Annotated in this window: 13 protein-coding genes and 1 pseudogene; 7 read left to right on the top strand and 7 right to left on the bottom strand. The window is 68.6% G+C overall.

Annotation, left to right across the window (positions count from 1 at the left end):
• Positions 1-42: 42 nt before the first annotated feature.
• A complete protein-coding gene (locus ACIA5H_RS08890; protein WP_397074959.1) occupies positions 43-678 on the top strand; it encodes a UdgX family uracil-DNA binding protein in 636 nt (211 codons plus the stop codon).
• Between the two features lie 28 nt (positions 679-706).
• Positions 707-1,096, top strand: coding sequence for an ankyrin repeat domain-containing protein (locus ACIA5H_RS08885; protein ID WP_379253772.1), 390 nt, complete (start codon positions 707-709; stop codon positions 1,094-1,096).
• 5 nt (positions 1,097-1,101) lie between these two features.
• Here the strand turns inward: ACIA5H_RS08885 and ACIA5H_RS08880 are convergent, their stop codons facing one another.
• Positions 1,102-2,475, bottom strand: coding sequence for an FAD-dependent oxidoreductase (locus ACIA5H_RS08880; protein WP_364432323.1), 1,374 nt, complete (start codon positions 2,473-2,475; stop codon positions 1,102-1,104).
• A 151-nt stretch (positions 2,476-2,626) separates the two neighbouring features.
• Between ACIA5H_RS08880 and ACIA5H_RS08875 the strand changes: the two genes are divergently transcribed.
• Positions 2,627-4,189: an amino acid permease gene (locus tag ACIA5H_RS08875; protein ID WP_397074956.1), complete on the top strand. Its 1,563-nt coding sequence runs from the start codon at positions 2,627-2,629 to the stop codon at positions 4,187-4,189.
• Positions 4,190-4,266: 77 nt separating this feature from the next.
• Complete coding sequence (locus ACIA5H_RS08870; RefSeq protein ID WP_379253774.1) at positions 4,267-4,974, top strand: hypothetical protein; 708 nt, start codon at positions 4,267-4,269, stop codon at positions 4,972-4,974.
• A gap of 16 nt (positions 4,975-4,990) precedes the next feature.
• Here the strand turns inward: ACIA5H_RS08870 and ACIA5H_RS08865 are convergent, their stop codons facing one another.
• Together ACIA5H_RS08865 and ACIA5H_RS08860 are read right to left on the bottom strand one after the other, a co-directional pair.
• Positions 4,991-5,482, bottom strand: a complete 492-nt coding sequence (locus ACIA5H_RS08865; protein ID WP_355075281.1) for a carboxymuconolactone decarboxylase family protein — start codon at positions 5,480-5,482, stop codon at positions 4,991-4,993.
• Positions 5,479-6,561, bottom strand: a complete 1,083-nt coding sequence (locus ACIA5H_RS08860; protein WP_397074953.1) for a dihydrodipicolinate reductase — start codon at positions 6,559-6,561, stop codon at positions 5,479-5,481. Before ACIA5H_RS08860 ends, ACIA5H_RS08865 begins: the two co-directional genes overlap by 4 nt.
• A 407-nt stretch (positions 6,562-6,968) precedes the next feature.
• Here ACIA5H_RS08860 and ACIA5H_RS08855 point away from each other — a divergent pair, with 407 nt between their 5' ends.
• The 3 genes and pseudogenes from ACIA5H_RS08855 (at position 6,969) to ACIA5H_RS08845 (ending at position 11,186) form a co-directional block, all read left to right on the top strand.
• Positions 6,969-9,122: a hypothetical protein gene (locus tag ACIA5H_RS08855; RefSeq protein ID WP_397074951.1), complete on the top strand. Its 2,154-nt coding sequence runs from the start codon at positions 6,969-6,971 to the stop codon at positions 9,120-9,122.
• 173 nt (positions 9,123-9,295) lie between these two features.
• Positions 9,296-9,928, top strand: a pseudogene (locus ACIA5H_RS08850) (ribosomal RNA small subunit methyltransferase A); the annotation flags it as partial.
• A gap of 94 nt (positions 9,929-10,022) precedes the next feature.
• On the top strand, positions 10,023-11,186 hold the full coding sequence (locus ACIA5H_RS08845) for a lactate 2-monooxygenase (protein ID WP_397074949.1): 1,164 nt from the start codon (positions 10,023-10,025) through the stop codon (positions 11,184-11,186).
• Between the two features lie 94 nt (positions 11,187-11,280).
• On the opposite strand, the gene thpD is transcribed toward ACIA5H_RS08845, so the two are convergent.
• Genes thpD through ectA form a run of 4 tightly spaced genes read right to left on the bottom strand, consistent with a single transcriptional unit; the run spans position 11,281 to position 14,466 of the window.
• On the bottom strand, positions 11,281-12,186 hold the full coding sequence (gene thpD, locus ACIA5H_RS08840; protein WP_379253778.1) for an ectoine hydroxylase: 906 nt from the start codon (positions 12,184-12,186) through the stop codon (positions 11,281-11,283).
• A gap of 8 nt (positions 12,187-12,194) precedes the next feature.
• Entirely contained in the window at positions 12,195-12,593 is a 399-nt protein-coding gene (locus ACIA5H_RS08835) for an ectoine synthase (protein WP_379253779.1), read from the bottom strand.
• Complete coding sequence (gene ectB, locus ACIA5H_RS08830; RefSeq protein WP_379253780.1) at positions 12,590-13,867, bottom strand: diaminobutyrate--2-oxoglutarate transaminase; 1,278 nt, start codon at positions 13,865-13,867, stop codon at positions 12,590-12,592. Before ectB ends, ACIA5H_RS08835 begins: the two co-directional genes overlap by 4 nt.
• Positions 13,864-14,466 (bottom strand): diaminobutyrate acetyltransferase, encoded by a 603-nt coding sequence (gene ectA, locus ACIA5H_RS08825; RefSeq protein ID WP_379253781.1) that lies wholly within the window; start codon positions 14,464-14,466, stop codon positions 13,864-13,866. The genes ectB and ectA overlap by 4 nt, the downstream gene beginning before the upstream one ends.
• Positions 14,467-14,535 lie beyond the last annotated feature (69 nt).

Raw genomic sequence — 14,535 nt, 5'->3', positions numbered from 1 at the left:
GGGTAAGCCGCCACCAGCACGAGGGGCAGAGGAGGTCGGCCGATGGTGACGAAGGCGCCCGGCGCCGCGATGTACGTCCCCGAGAACGCGGATCTGACGCGGCTGCGGCAAGCGGCCTGCGACTGTCACGGGTGCGATCTCTACCGCCATGCCACGCAGACGGTGTTCGGCGCGGGGCCCCAGGACGCGGACGTGGTACTGATCGGCGAGCAGCCCGGCGATCAGGAGGACGTGGCAGGCCATCCGTTCGTCGGTCCGGCGGGGCGGCTGCTCGACCGGGCGCTGGCGGAGGTCGGCATCGACCGCGACGCGGTCTACCTGACCAACGCGGTGAAACATTTCAAGTTCGTGGAGCGCGGCAAGCGGCGCATCCACAAGCAACCCGGCCGCACCGAGGTGGTCGCCTGCTCGGCATGGCTCGACGCCGAACTCGATCTGCTGCGTCCGCGGTTGGTGGTGTGCCTCGGCGCGATCGCGGCGCAGGCGGTGCTCGGTCCCGCGTTCAAGGTCAGCGCACGCCGCGGCGAGGTCGTCGAGACGGCCGACTTCCGCGCGATCGCCACCGTGCACCCCTCGTCGGTGTTGCGCGCGCCCGACCGTACCGCCGCCTACGAAGCGTTCGTCGACGATCTGCGCATAGTGCGGGAACAACTCGGAAAGTCGGCGGCCGCGCGCTGATCACGCGGCCCAGGACAGGAGTGAGTGGATGAGCACCGACGAGATCGACCCGGAACTGCTGGAACTGGCCGCCAAGGTGTTCGACTTCGCTCGGCGCGGAGACACCGCGAGGTTGGCCGCCTATGTGGACGCCGGCGTGCCGGTCGACCTCACCAACGACGCGGGCGACACCCTGCTCATGCTCGCCGCCTACCACGGGCACCCCGATGCCGTGGCGGCGCTGCTGCAACGGTCGGCCGATCCGGACCGTGCCAACGACAAGGGCCAGACTCCGCTGGCCGGGGCGGTTTTCAAGGGCGAGAGCGAGATCGTGCGACAACTCGCAGCGGCGGGCGCCGACCCCGACGCGGGCACCCCGTCGGCCCGCGACGCCGCGGTCATGTTCGGCAAGACCGAGCTGCTGGAAATCTTCGGCTGAGCGGGCTACCCGCGCTTGCGCACAGCGGTGACGGCCTTGCGCGCTGCTACCAGAACGGGATCCCACACCGGGGAGAACGGCGGTGCGTAACCGAGATCGAGCATCGTCATCTGATCGACGGTCATCCGGGCGGTCAGCGCGACCGCGGCGATGTCGACGCGCTTGGCCGCGCCCTCCCGTCCCACGATCTGGGTGCCGAGCAAGCGTCCGGTGAGCCGCTCGGCGAGTATTTTCACCGTCATCGGCGCCGCGTCCGGGTAGTAGCCGGCGCGGCTGGTGGATTCGACCGCGACGGTCACGTATTGCAGGCCCGCTGCCCTGGCGTCCTTCTCCCGAAGACCCGTGCGGGCGACCTCGAGTTCGCATACCTTGCTGACCGCGGTGCCCACGACGCCGGGAAAGACCGCGTATCCCCCGCCGATGTTCGCGCCGATGATCTGACCGTGCTTGTTGGCATGGGTGCCGAGCGGGATGTGGCGTTCCCGGCCCGAGACGAGGTCCAGCACCTCGACGCAATCGCCGCCCGCCCAGATGTTCTCGTGCCCGCGTACCCGCATGGCGACATCGGTCCGCAGCCCGCCGTACTCCCCCACCGGCAGACCGGCGGCGCGGGCCAGCTCGGTCTCCGGGCGCACGCCGATGCCGAGCACCACCACGTCGGCCGGGTACTCCGCGGTGTCGGTGACAACCGCGGCGATCCGGCCGTCGTCATCCGTCCGGAACTCGGACACCTCGGCGTCGCCGACCACCTTGACGCCCATTCCGCACATCGCGTCGCGCACCAGAGCCCCCATGTCGGGGTCGAGCGTGGACATGGGTTCCGAGCCGCGGTTGACCATCGTGACGTCGTAGCCGCGCCGGATGAGGGCCTCGGCCATCTCCACGCCGATGTAACCGGCCCCGACCACGACGGCGCGGTTGCCGCGCGCCCGCTCCAGCGTGTCGAGCAGCGCCTGCCCGTCGTCGAGCGTCTGCACACCGTGCACACCGTTCGCGTCGATACCGGGCAGCCGCGGCCGGACGGGGCGGGCGCCGGTGGCGATGACGAGGTGGTCGTAGGACATCCATGCCGACGCGCCGGTTTCCCGGTCGCGATAGCGCACGCGAGCCTGCTCGGCATCGATCTCGGTGACCGCGGTGTGCAGCCGCAAGTCGATCTCGCGGGACCGATGTTCCTCGGGCGTGCGGGCGATCAGGGCATCCCGGTCGACGACGTGACCGCCGACCCAGTACGGAATGCCGCAGGCCGAGTAGGAGGTGAACCCGCCGCGTTCGAAGACCACGATCTCCAGCGCGTCGGCGTTCTTCATCCGGCGCGCCTGCGAGGCCGCCGACATTCCGGTCGCGTCACCGCCGATGACCACCAGTCGCTCGCTCATGGCTTCACGCTACGTTCGGCGTCCACCCGGCGGCCGCGTGGGCCACCGTTCCACGAATTTGCTGGTTGCGCTGCGGGTGACCGATCCGTACTTCACACTGATCTTCTGGCAAACGCGGTATGAGGGCAGCGTTTTGACCCGGGAGCACGACATGACCGAGATCCGACCCCCTTCCGACGACGAACGTCGGCTCGCCGAACTGGGCTACAAGCAGGAACTGGCCAGATCATGGTCGGGTTTCTCGAATTTCGCCATCAGCTTCACGATCGTGTCCATCCTGACCGGTGGATTGGCCAGCTACGGCATCGGTCTGGCGAACGGCGGCCCGATCACCATGGCCTGGGGATGGCCGCTGGTCTCGCTCATGGTGTTGTTCGTAGGACTCGCCATGGCGGAATTGGCCTCCGCCTACCCGACCTCCGGCGGCTTGTACTGGTGGGCCGCCGAACTGGGCGGACCGGTGTGGGGCTGGTTCACCGGATGGTTCAACCTGATCGGGCAGATCGCCGTGACCGCGGCGATCGATTACGGCGCCGCCATCTTCACCACCGTGGTGTTGAACGTCGTCGGAATCGACATCGGCACCGACCGCACCGCGATTTTCCTGGTGTTCGCCGCCATCCTGGTCCTGCACGCCGTCTTGAACGTGATCGGCCCGCATCTGTCGGCGGTGATCAACAATGTGTCCGCGTGGTGGCACGTGGGTGGTGTGGCGATCTTCGTGGTCGTCCTCGGCTTCGGAGCGGAACACCACCAGAGTGCCCGATTCGTCTTCACCGAGACGGTGGACAACAGCGCGATCGGATTCGGCGGGGTCGCGTTCAGCTTCCTGCTCGGCCTGCTGCATGCGCAATACACTTTCACCGGCTACGACGCTTCCGCGCATATGTCGGAGGAAACACACGACGCGTCGCGGATGGCGGCCAAAGGGATCATCAACACGATCGTCGTGTCGGCGATCGCCGGATATCTGCTCATCATGGCGGTGACGTTCGCCATCCCGAATCTGGACGACGCGCTGGATCCAGCGAAGAACAGCGGCTATCCCGTGATCTACATCCTGGAGAACTCGCTGAACGGCTTCTGGTCGGGTTCGCTGCTGATCATCGCGGCGGTCGCGCAATTGTTCTGCGGATATGCCTCGGTGACCTCGGCTTCCCGCATGCTGTTCGCGTTCGCGCGGGACGGCGCCGTGCCGGGGTCGAGGTACTGGTCGCGGCTTTCCACGCGCAAGGTACCGGTGCACGCGGTGCTGTTCATCTCGTTCTTCGCGTTCGTGCTGCTGATTCCGTCGATGCTGGTGCCCGCGGCGAACGCACCGACCGCCTACGCCGCGGCGACCTCGGTCGCGACCATCGGGCTCTACATCGCCTACGGCATTCCGATCCTGTTGCGGCAGCGGCACGGGAGCCGATTCCGCACCGGCCCATGGCGATTGGGCGCGTGGTATCGCCCGGTCGGAGTGGTCGCGTTGATCTGGATCGTGCTGATCAGCTTCCTGTTCATCCTGCCCGCCGACGCCCGCGGCTATCCGTGGCACAGCGAATTCACCTGGAACACCGTGAACTACGCACCGATCACCCTGGTCGGCGTGGTGGGCGCGATCGGCATCTGGTGGCTGGCGTCGGCCCGGACCTGGTTCACCGGGCCGAAACGGACGGTGGACGAGCCGCCCGCCGACCAGCCGGAGCAGGAGGCGCCGGCCAACGCCTGAGGCACGACCGGTCCGGTCGCGGCTTCCCTGATCTGGCGTATCGAGTTTGTCGGCCTCGGTCGCTAGGGTGTGTCGGCATGGAAAGGACCGACCTGGTGCGTTTTTCGCCCGCCGGGAGAATTGTGTTCCCGGGCAATCCGTGGCCGGAAGGGCACGCGATCGAGGAGTTCGCGTGGACCGGCCGCATGGACCAGGCCGGCAGCCTGTGGTTCGATCTGCATCTGCGCTCCGCGGCGTACAACGCCGAACGCGACCCCGCCCACGGCGAGGAGGACGGCGAGGACTGGCTGTCGCCGATCGTGTGGCAGAACTATCACAGCTGCACGCTGTCGTCCACGTACTGGGGCGAGGACGACGCCACCGGCCTGCGCGCCGCGGCGCCGGGCCGGCCCTTTCGACTGAAATCCGAACAACCGCAGCGCCTCACGGTCGACCCGCTGCCCCTCGCGCACGCCGACGACGTCGAATACCTTGCGTTCAACATCTATCTGCTCGGGCACGACTCGGTCGCCGACCAGGAAGTGTCGTTCACCCGGCGGTCCGACGGCAGGCACGACATCGACTGGCAGGGCCGTATCGCGCTGACCTACGCGGGCCAGGTCGAATTCCGGTACCGATTCCGGGCCCGGATATCCGGCGCCACCCTCGAATACATCCGTTTCCCGGCGGAAATCTCCGCCGATCGAGCGCTCCGCCAGCTCGGCGCCGTGCTCGACGCTCCCGAGGAGTTCGAACTGGGCCTGGTCGACGGGCAGCCCGCGTGGGTGTCGAGAATGCCGGTCTAGCTTTTTCGGCGCCGGTTCACCGGTTGCCGGTATGGCCGGGCAGCACGCACACCGAATCCAAGCCGAGCACGTGGTTCAACCGGCCGAACGCCAGCCATGAGCCGATGCTCATGCTCAGTTCGACGACTTCGGCCTGACTGTAGCGGGCGAGCATCCGATGCCAGAACTCTTCGTCCAGGTTGTGATGGTCGGTGGCGTAACGCTCGGCGTATTCGGCGGCGAGCCGGGTGCGTTCGTCGAAAGCGTCGGTGGTGCGCCAGTTCGTGACGGCGTCGGCGAATTCGGGCTCGACCTTCACCCCGTCGCGTTCGGTGCGCCAGTCCATGCAGAACAGACAGCCGTTGATCTGGGCGATGCGCAGCCGGGCCGCCTCGAACTCACGCAGGCCGAGCGTGCTGTGCGAGTACACCGACAGCGAGAAATTCGAGGCGGCGACGCCGATGCCGGGGACCATCTCACCCCAGACGTAGCCGATCGGATCCTTGCCCTCGGGAACGTCGATGATCATGGGTGCTTCCTTCCGAGTTTGCCGACGGCGGGACGCAACGGGACATCCAGTGCGTCGTAGAGTCCGGGTTTCGCCGCCACCAGCCAGTCGATCGCGCCGACCAGGCGGCCGACGGCCGTGGCGTTCCCGCCCGCGGAGCGGTTGCCGTCTTCGTCGGTCGCCTCGACGGTCACTTCGATGCGCGGGTGCCCCTCGATGATCACCCGGTGCGCACCCGCGCCGCCGCCGGCCGGTACGGGCCAATCGGGCGCACACGTCGGATGGATGCGGGTGACGTGTTCGACGACCAGTCGCGGTTGCCCCGCGACGATGCCCTGCACTTCGAAACGCACGGCGCCCTGGGTGCCCGCCTCGAATTCACCCATGGACGTCGTGGTGACGGCGGCGTCGAGGGCGCGCCGATCCAGCGTCTCGCGGATCTCGTCGAGTTCGACACCGAGCGCCCGTGCCATCAGCCGGATCTGCCCGCCCCACACCATGGTCGGCACCGACGGCGCGAGCATCGGCGGCTGATAGTCCATCGGCTGCCCCATGCCGACCAGGTAGCGCACCGAGTCCGGCTGGTCGTAGGTGGAGTAGTCGAAGATCTCCTGGCAGCGGATCGTCTCCACCGTGCTCCCGAGCCCGCTGATCAGCAGCGGCAGTACGTCGTTGCCCCACCCGGGGTCGATACCGGAGACGAACAGCGATCCGCCGCTCTCGGCGATCGCCGCCAGTACCGGGTCGCGTACCTCTGGCGGTGCGTTGCGCGGATCGTAGAGGGCGTAGAGAGCAGGGGTGACAACCACCGCGCCCGCGCGCAGGGCGCGCACGATATCGGCGAGCGCGTCGTCCGGCCGGATGTCGCCGGAGGCGGCGTAGACCACCGCGTCCGGGCGTGCGCCGAGAATGGCGCCGACATCATCGCTCGCGGCGACGCCCAAGTCCCGATCCAGCCCGCCGAGTTCGCCCGCATCGCGGCCGACCTTCGCCGGATCGTGCACCAGCACCCCGGTCAAACGCAGCGCGGGGTGCGCGTCGACGGCCCGGATGGCCGCCCGGCCGACGTTGCCGGTTCCCCAGACCACCGTGGAGATCATCAATCGAGCGTAGCAAGCGCTTGGTCGGCTGTTCGGCGTTCCGGAAAAGCGCTCCGATCCCCCTCGAGCGCCACAGCGCACTCCGTCCGCCGGTTCCGGGAGCGACGGTCGCAGCGGACCGTTCGCCCATGGCAGCGCGGGACACCGGCCTCGCCGATGCGATCCTTTTCCTCGCTTCGGATATCGACAACAGGGTCCGCACACGCGTGCGCCGCCCGATTCCGCGCCCGGCTCGCCACTGCGCACCATTGGGAAATGGCGTGAACTCCCCGGTAGCGTTGAGGCTCGGGGCATTACCTGCCGCCAGGGGATCGCGGCGCAGTTCCGGTTCGCGGCGAGTACGGTATATCCCGCTGCCCGGCGCGGGGGCGGCGGTAGGGATCGGGTGGAAAGGCAGGCGCGCGACAGTGAACGAGCGGTATTCGTCGTGGGCTGCCCGGAATACGCCCGAAGAGCTGCCGCTGGCCGCGCGTTACCAGAGCGCGGATCCGATCCGCTGGCACGGCAGCATGGTCTACCCGATGTACACCGAGCAAGTCGGCCCCGCGCCCACCACCATCGCCTTGACCATGATCTCCGCCGCACCGCCCGCAGGGCTGCGTGGGCTCGGCATGGGTCTGTCGGTCGTCGACGGCTATCTGGACCTGCACGGACGTTCACTCGCCGGAGTCGACGCGTGGAGCGACGCGCTGGCCGCGGGGGTCAGCTTCGCCGTCACGCCCAGCGCGCCGGTGACCCTGGTGACACTGACCCCCGTCTGGGTGGACGAATTCGGCACGCAGAAGTCGTGGACGGGCAACTACGGCATCGTCGTCGAGCACCGGCCCAACGGTCGCGTCGTGCTGTGGTGCAGCATCGGCGAGGGGCCACCGAACTTCGCGAACCTGGTCGTGGAACTGTCCACCGCTCCCACACCGGTCGCCCCGGAGCCTCCGGCTCCCGCCGCGCCCGCGACGGCTCCGATCGGCATGAATCCGCCTATTCCGCAGGCGATCTCGTCGGCGGGCCCGCCCACCGCGCCCACCATGCCCGTTCCGCGTATCGACGCCGCTACGGCCGCGAGCGCATCCGCGACGGCGGCCGAACGGCTCACCGGGATTTCCTCGGCAGCCGTCGGTGGCGGTGCCGAGAAAACGACGGAAACGACCCCGCCCCGCCGCGCAGGCAGTCTCTTCGTGAATCTGCAGTCCTCCCGCGCCACACGATCCACTGCGGAAACTCCATCTTCCGCTCCCGGCTCCCGAGCCCCGGACAGCGCGCAGCCGGCGTCGAGCTCGACCACCCAGTCGCCTGGGCCGCAGCCGGAGTCCGAAGTACCCGCCCGGAACCTCGCTCACCATCCGAGGATCGCGCACGAGAGAACGGCGGCGGACTCGTACGGAACCTTCGGACCTCCGGTCGCACATACACATCCGCCCGAGGACCCGGCACGCTCCCGCACCGGCCTGCTGCTCGGCAATACGCCACCCGCACCGAACGCTCCGCTACCCGCTCGCCCCGCGGCGGACGGCACGAGCACCGAAGCCAGCCCGCTCGTCGCGAATCCGTGGACCGCGCACCCATATCGCGCACTCGACCCCGTCGGCACACACGCCCAACCCCAAACAGGCACCTCACCTCCCGGGTCCGGGCCGGTCCCCCAGGCGACTCGAGTCCCGGCCACCGCCTCCCCCTCGGCAGATGGTCCGCGCGCCGGATCGAGCCCGCTCGCGAACCGTCCAACTGCGGCGGACCCCAGCGCACTCGACCCCATCGGCACACACACCCAGCCCCAAACAGGCACCTCACCTCCCGGGTCCGGGCCCGTCCCCCAGGACACTCGAGTCCCGCCCACCACCTCCCCCTCGGCGGACGGTCCGCACGCCGGATCGAGCCCGCGGGTCGCGAACCGTCCGACGGCGGACCCATATCGCGCATTCGACGTCGCCGGCACGCACGCCCAGCCCCCGGCGCAGACTTCGCCTTCGAGTTCCGGCGCTGCGGAGCCGAATCACATCCAGCGAGAATCGAACTCACCGCTCGGCGGACAGGTGTCGCAAACGCCCCCGGCAGCGGAGAAACCCGTCCGTGAGCTCGACCCGGTGGACACCAACAGCACCCCCCCGGCGAGCGTGTCGAGTACCCGGGTTCCCGATACGGCGTCGGTGCCGAACGGAGTCCCGCAGCCCGGCGAACGGCCCGCTCCGGTCGAGGCCCCGCCCCGGGCGAGCGAGTCCAGGCAGTCGGGCGACCCCGGGTATCGCGGTGCGCTCTACGACCTCGGCGTCGCGATGTACCGCCGCGGCGACGAAGAGCAGGCATGCGGACTGTGGGCGCAGGCCTCCGATGCCGGGCACGCGGGTGCCGCCTACGAACTCGGCAGGGTTCGGCTGCGGCGCGGCGATCCCGTCGGGGCCGAATCCTGGTGGCGCACCGCCGCCGACCGCCACGAGCCGCGCGCCATCGCCGAACTCGCCGATCTCCTCGACCAGCTCGGCAAGCACGCGGAGGCCAAGTCCTGGCGGGCCTACGCCGCCGAGCGGCAAGACCCGGACGTGGTCGGCCAGTCGACGCCGCGCTGAACTCCACGGTGCCGCATCCGGAAAAGAAGTGGCACACGGCTGGGTGACGGTCGTACGGTGCGGGACATGTGTGGCAGTCCCGGCATGAACGGAGCGTACGCGGTCGGCGCGTATTACCTCCGGCTGCGTACGGAGGCCCGCGCTCTGCCGGTGCACCGTACCGCTGCGATCTCCTGATCCGTTCGAGCGGAATCCGCGTCGGCGACCCGGCGACCACACGAAAGCGGCTCTCGCAGAACTTCCTCACCGACGCACGCGCCGCCAGGCTGACCGTGCACGCCTCCGGCGTCACCGCCGACGATCTCGTTCTCGAAGTCGGACCCGGTGACGGCATACTGACCAGGCAATTGCTGACCGTGAACGGCCGGGTCCGCGCCTACGAGAAGGATCGGCGCTACGCGGCACTGTTGGGCCGCCGATACGCGGACGATCCGCGAATCTAGTTGTACCACCGCGATTTCCGCACGGTGCGCCCGCCTCGGGAGCCGTTCGCCGTCGTGGCCAACGTGCCGTTCGCCATCACCACCGACATCGTGCGCTGGCGCCTGGGCGCGGACGGGCTCACCGCCGCGACTCTGCTCACCCAGCTCGAGTTCGCTCGCAGGCACTCCGGTGATTACGGCCGCTGGACCAAGCTCACCGTCGCCCACTGGCCGACGACGGCAATCGAACTGGGCGCGCGCGTCGGCAGGCACAGTTTCCATCCGGTTCCGCGAGTCGATGCCGCCGTCCTGCGGTTGCGCAACCGGCCCGAGCCGCTGGTGCCGCGCGAGCAGCTCGGCGCTTACCGCAGGCTGGTCGAGTTGGGTTTCTCCGGAGTAGGGGGAAGCATGGCCGCACCGAACCCGCTACAGGAACGTATCGGATACATTCATGCATCGAGACGTGGACAGGAGCAGCGTGACCAACTTCGGCGACTACCAGAACGAGATCTACTTCCAAGGGCTCGGCGGCGTGCTGCCCGATTTCCCGATGACGTACGCCGACCTGGAAGCCAAGGCCCGGGCGGCGCTGCCACCGGGGATCTGGTCGTACGTCGCGGGCGGAGCCGGCGACGAACTCACCCAACGCGCCAATGTGACGGCCTTCGAGAAACTGGGCCTGATCCCGCGCATGTTGCGCGCGAGCAAGACGCGCGACCTCTCGATCGAGCTGTTCGGCATGACGCTGCCGACGCCGATCTTCCTGGCCCCGGTCGGCGTGATCGGGCTGTGCGCCCAGGACGGGCACGGCGACATCGCCACAGCCAAGGCCGCGGCGCGCACCGGCGTCCCGATGGTGGCCTCCACCCTCACCGTCGATCCGCTCGAGGACGTGGCGGCCGAGTTCGGCGACACCCCCGGGATGTTCCAGCTCTACACCCCCACCGATCGGGATCTCGCGCAGAGCCTGGTCCAGCGGGCGGAAGCGGCGGGATTCAAGGCCATCGTGGTCACGTTGGACACCTGGGTGCCCGGCTGGCGCCCGCGCGATCTGACGAATTCCAACTTTCCCCAGCTGCGCGGCCACTGCCTGGCCAACTACTTCAGCGATCCGGTCTTCCGAGCGCTGCTGCCCAGCCCACCCGAACAGGATCCGAAAACCGCCATTCTCACCTGGATCTCGCTGTTCGGCAACGCGTTGACCTGGGACGACCTGACGTGGCTGCGATCGCTGACCGACCTGCCGCTCGTCCTCAAGGGCATCTGCCATCCCGACGACGCACGGCGCGCCAAGGACGCGGGCGTCGACGGCATCTACTGCTCGAATCACGGCGGCAGACAAGCCAATGGCGGCATCCCCGCGATCGAGCATCTGCCGGAGGTGGTCGCGGCGGCCGACGGCCTGCCGGTGCTGTTCGACTCCGGCGTCCGCACCGGCGCCGACATCGTCAAAGCGCTGGCGCTCGGCGCCACGGCCGTCGGCATCGGACGCCCCTACCCCTACGGGCTCGCCCTCGGGGGTGTCGACGGCCTCGTGCACGTGGTGCGTTCGCTGCTCGCCGAGGCCGATCTGCTGATGGCGGTGGACGGCTACCCGACGATCGCCGACCTCGGTCCGGAAGCGATCCGGCGGCTCGCCTGATCCACGCGAAAAACAGCGGACGTCAGGCGAAACGCCCCGCGCGTACGGCTCGCCCGACGATCAGGGCGGGCGGCACGCGCGGGGCGGCTCGAAATCACCCCGACAGCGGTGTGAAGTCCCGGCTGCCGATGTAGCCCGGTCGCGGCGCGGGCGCGGCGAACGGGTCGACGAGCGTGTTGTGCACGCTGTTGAACACCACGAAGATGTTCGAGCGCGGGAACGGCGTGATGTTGTTCGACGACCCGTGCATCAGGTTGGAGTCGAACAACAGCGCCGAGCCCGCCCGGCCGGTGAACTGACTGATCCCGTACCGGTTCGCGAGCGCGGTGATGTCGTCGCTCGTCGGCACGCCGATCTCCTGCTCCTGCAACGACTCCCGGTAGTGCTCGGCCGGAGTGCTGCCCAGGCACGGCACGAAGGTGTGGTGCGAGCCCGGCATCACCATGAGACTGCCGTTGATCGGATAGTTGTCGGTCAACGCGATCGACAGGCTCACCGCTCGCGGCGCGGGCATGCCGTCCTCGGCGTGCCAGGTCTCGAAATCGGAGTGCCAGTAGAAACCGGTGCCGCGGAAACCGGGCATGTAGTTCACCCGGCTCTGGTGCACGTACACCGGCGACCCCAGCACCTGTTCGGCCAGCCGGAGCACCCGCGGCTGACGCACCAGTTCGGCGATCGCCTCGCTCAGCTTGTGCACCTCGAAGACCGAACGCACCCGGTTCGACGACTTCTCCACGATGACACGGTCGTCGTCGCGCAGCGCCGGATCGTTCGCCAGCCTGGTGATCTCCTCGCTGTACTCGCCCACTTCCGTGGGCGTGAGCAGCTGATCCAGGATGGCGAACCCATCGGCGTCGAACGAGGCCAGTTCCGGACTCTCGACCTCCCCCCACACCGCGGGGTCGGCACGCTCCAAGTGCGGAGCGGGCGCGCCGAGACGGGTCGGGTAGCGATCGTAGCGAGCCGTCTCGGGCGGTGTTTCGGTGTGCTGCAGAACCATTGGTGTCCTCAACCTCCGATCGTCGCGGTGACCAGCGGATAGACGCCGTTGCTGTCGTGAACCTCCTGACCGGTGACCGGCGGGTTGAACACGCACATCATCCGCATCGTGGTGCGCACCTCCAAGCGGTGGCGTTCGTGTCCGTCGAGCAGGTACATCGAGCCGGGCGCGAGCTCGTAGGTGACGCCGTTGTCCAGATCGGTGAGCGTGCCCTCGCCCTCGACGAGCCACACGGCCTCCACGTGATTCAGATAGTGGAACTCGTGCACCGTCCCGGCGTCAATGGTGGTCTCGTGGAACGAGAAGCCGACGCCGTCGCCGCCCAGGACGATGCGCTTGCTGCGCCAGCCTTCGCCCGCCACGTCGCGCTCGGTACCGGTGATCTCCGCGGTGCTGCGCACGATCATGCGATCGCCCCCATCCCCCCGCACACCGACTCGACAGCGCCGGCGAGGACGCCGAGCCCTTGGTCGAGTTCCTCGTCGGTGACCGTCAACGGCGGCAGCAGCTTCACCACCTCGTCGGTCGAGCCGGAGGTCTCCACCAGCAGCCCGCGCTCGAAGGCGATCTGGCAGACCTTGCCCGCCTGCGAGGGATCGTCGAACACCACGCCTTGCACCAGTCCGCGTCCACGGGTCGAGACGCCGGGGAAGTGCGCGGCAAGCTCGCCCAAGCTGCGGGCGATCTTCTCGCCCTTGGCCAGGGTCGCGGTCTGCAGGGCGTCGTCGGACCAGTAGTGGCGCAGCGCGGTCGTCGCGGTGACGAACGCGGGATTGTTGCCGCGGAAGGTGCCGTTGTGCTCACCCGGCGACCACTCGTCCAGCTCCGGCTTGAACAGCACCAGCGCCATGGGCAGGCCGTAGCCGCCGATCGACTTCGACAACGTCACGATGTCGGGCGTGATGCCCGCGATCTCGAAGGAGAAGAACGGTCCGGTGCGGCCGCAGCCCATCTGCACGTCGTCGACGATCAACAGGATCTCCCGCTCCGTGCACAGCCCGGCGAGGTGGCGCAGCCACTCCGCGCGGGCGACGTTGACGCCGCCTTCGCCCTGCACCGTCTCCACGATCACCGCGGCCGGGCGGTCGAAGCCCGACGAGGTGTCGTCGAGCACCTTCTCCATCCACTGGAAGTCGGCGGTGGTGCCGTCGAAGTAGCCGTCGTAGGGCATGTGCGCGGCGTGCACCAAGGGCACACCGGCGCCCGCGCGCTTGGCGGCGTTGCCGGTGACCGACAGCGCGCCGAGGGTCATGCCGTGGAAGGCGTTGGTGAAACTGACGATGGTCTCGCGGCCGGTGACCTTACGCGCCAGCTTGAGCGCGGCCTCGACCGCGTTGGCGCCGGTCGGGCCGGGGAACTGGACCTTGTAGTCCAGGCCGCGCGGGGTGAAGAGCGTGTCGCGCAACGTCTCCAGCAGTTCCCGCTTTGCTCCGGTCGACATGTCGAGGCCGTGGGTGATGCCGTCGCTCGCGATGTAGTCCAGCAGCGAGCGCTTGAGCACATCGTTGTTGTGCCCGTAGTTCAGGGCACCGGCGCCCGCGAAGAAGTCCAGGTAGTCCTTGCCTTCTTCGTCGCGCAACCAGCTGCCCTTCGCCGTGGTGAACACGGTGGGCCAGGCGCGGCAGTAACCGCGCACGTTCGACTCCAGACTCTCGAAAACGGTGGTGTCCGCGTTGATCATCGGTGATCCTCCTCGGTGGTGCGGGCGGTCGGGGCGATGCGATACAGGTCTTCGGGTGCGTGGCTGTCGGGGAAGACGCCCGCGTCGAACAAGTGGCGCTTGGTCACCTCGGCGCCGCGCGCAGCGGCCACCGACGTGAACAGCGCGATGGAACCGGCGTTGTCCGGCGAGATGGTGGTTTCGAGTACTGAAACTCCCTGAGCCGCGACGCTGTTGAGCAACGTGTGGAGCAGCTCGGCACCGATACCGCGGCCGCGCTGCGCGCGGTCCACCGCGATCTGCCAGACGAAGACGGTGTCGGGCGCCTGCGGACGGACGAATCCGATCACGTATCCGACGACGCGGCCGTCGGATTCGGCGACCACCGAGGTTCCGGCGAAGTCCCGGCACCACATCAGGTACGCGTAGCTCGAATTGACGTCCAGCACCGCGGAATTCTTCGCGATGCGCCACATCGGGGCGCCGTCGCCCAAGCGGGGCGTGCGCAGGACCACGGCGGGTCCGGCGTTTCTCCGAGACGGGGTGGCCCCCAGAGCGGCGGCGGCGTTCCCGACGCGCGATCGCTCGATCTCCGCTGGGGACAGGGTTGGCGATGACATACAACTCCCTCGTCTGATCAGCTGTACTTATCCAGGCTTGCGAAGCGACTTTGAGGTGAACCTGTCGAC

It is taken from the genome of Nocardia sp. NPDC051900 (genome assembly GCF_044452545.1).
In the GTDB taxonomy this organism is placed as follows: Bacteria; Actinomycetota; Actinomycetes; order Mycobacteriales; family Mycobacteriaceae; genus Nocardia; species Nocardia sichangensis.
Note: the sequence above shows the minus strand (reverse complement) of the source record. Positions and strands in the feature narration are given on the sequence as shown.

What these genes read in the sequence shown, in the direction of transcription:
- ACIA5H_RS08890 (WP_397074959.1), top strand. Translation starts at nt 43, where the DNA reads ATGGTGACGAAGGCGCCCGGCGCCGCGATGTACGTCCCCGAGAACGCG.
- ACIA5H_RS08885 (WP_379253772.1), top strand. Translation starts at nt 707, where the DNA reads ATGAGCACCGACGAGATCGACCCGGAACTGCTGGAACTGGCCGCCAAG.
- ACIA5H_RS08880 (WP_364432323.1), bottom strand. Translation starts at nt 2,475, where the DNA reads ATGAGCGAGCGACTGGTGGTCATCGGCGGTGACGCGACCGGAATGTCG.
- ACIA5H_RS08875 (WP_397074956.1), top strand. Translation starts at nt 2,627, where the DNA reads ATGACCGAGATCCGACCCCCTTCCGACGACGAACGTCGGCTCGCCGAA.
- ACIA5H_RS08870 (WP_379253774.1), top strand. Translation starts at nt 4,267, where the DNA reads ATGGAAAGGACCGACCTGGTGCGTTTTTCGCCCGCCGGGAGAATTGTG.
- ACIA5H_RS08865 (WP_355075281.1), bottom strand. Translation starts at nt 5,482, where the DNA reads ATGATCATCGACGTTCCCGAGGGCAAGGATCCGATCGGCTACGTCTGG.
- ACIA5H_RS08860 (WP_397074953.1), bottom strand. Translation starts at nt 6,561, where the DNA reads ATGATCTCCACGGTGGTCTGGGGAACCGGCAACGTCGGCCGGGCGGCC.
- thpD (WP_379253778.1), bottom strand. Translation starts at nt 12,186, where the DNA reads ATGGTTCTGCAGCACACCGAAACACCGCCCGAGACGGCTCGCTACGAT.
- ACIA5H_RS08835 (WP_379253779.1), bottom strand. Translation starts at nt 12,593, where the DNA reads ATGATCGTGCGCAGCACCGCGGAGATCACCGGTACCGAGCGCGACGTG.
- ectB (WP_379253780.1), bottom strand. Translation starts at nt 13,867, where the DNA reads ATGATCAACGCGGACACCACCGTTTTCGAGAGTCTGGAGTCGAACGTG.
- ectA (WP_379253781.1), bottom strand. Translation starts at nt 14,466, where the DNA reads ATGTCATCGCCAACCCTGTCCCCAGCGGAGATCGAGCGATCGCGCGTC.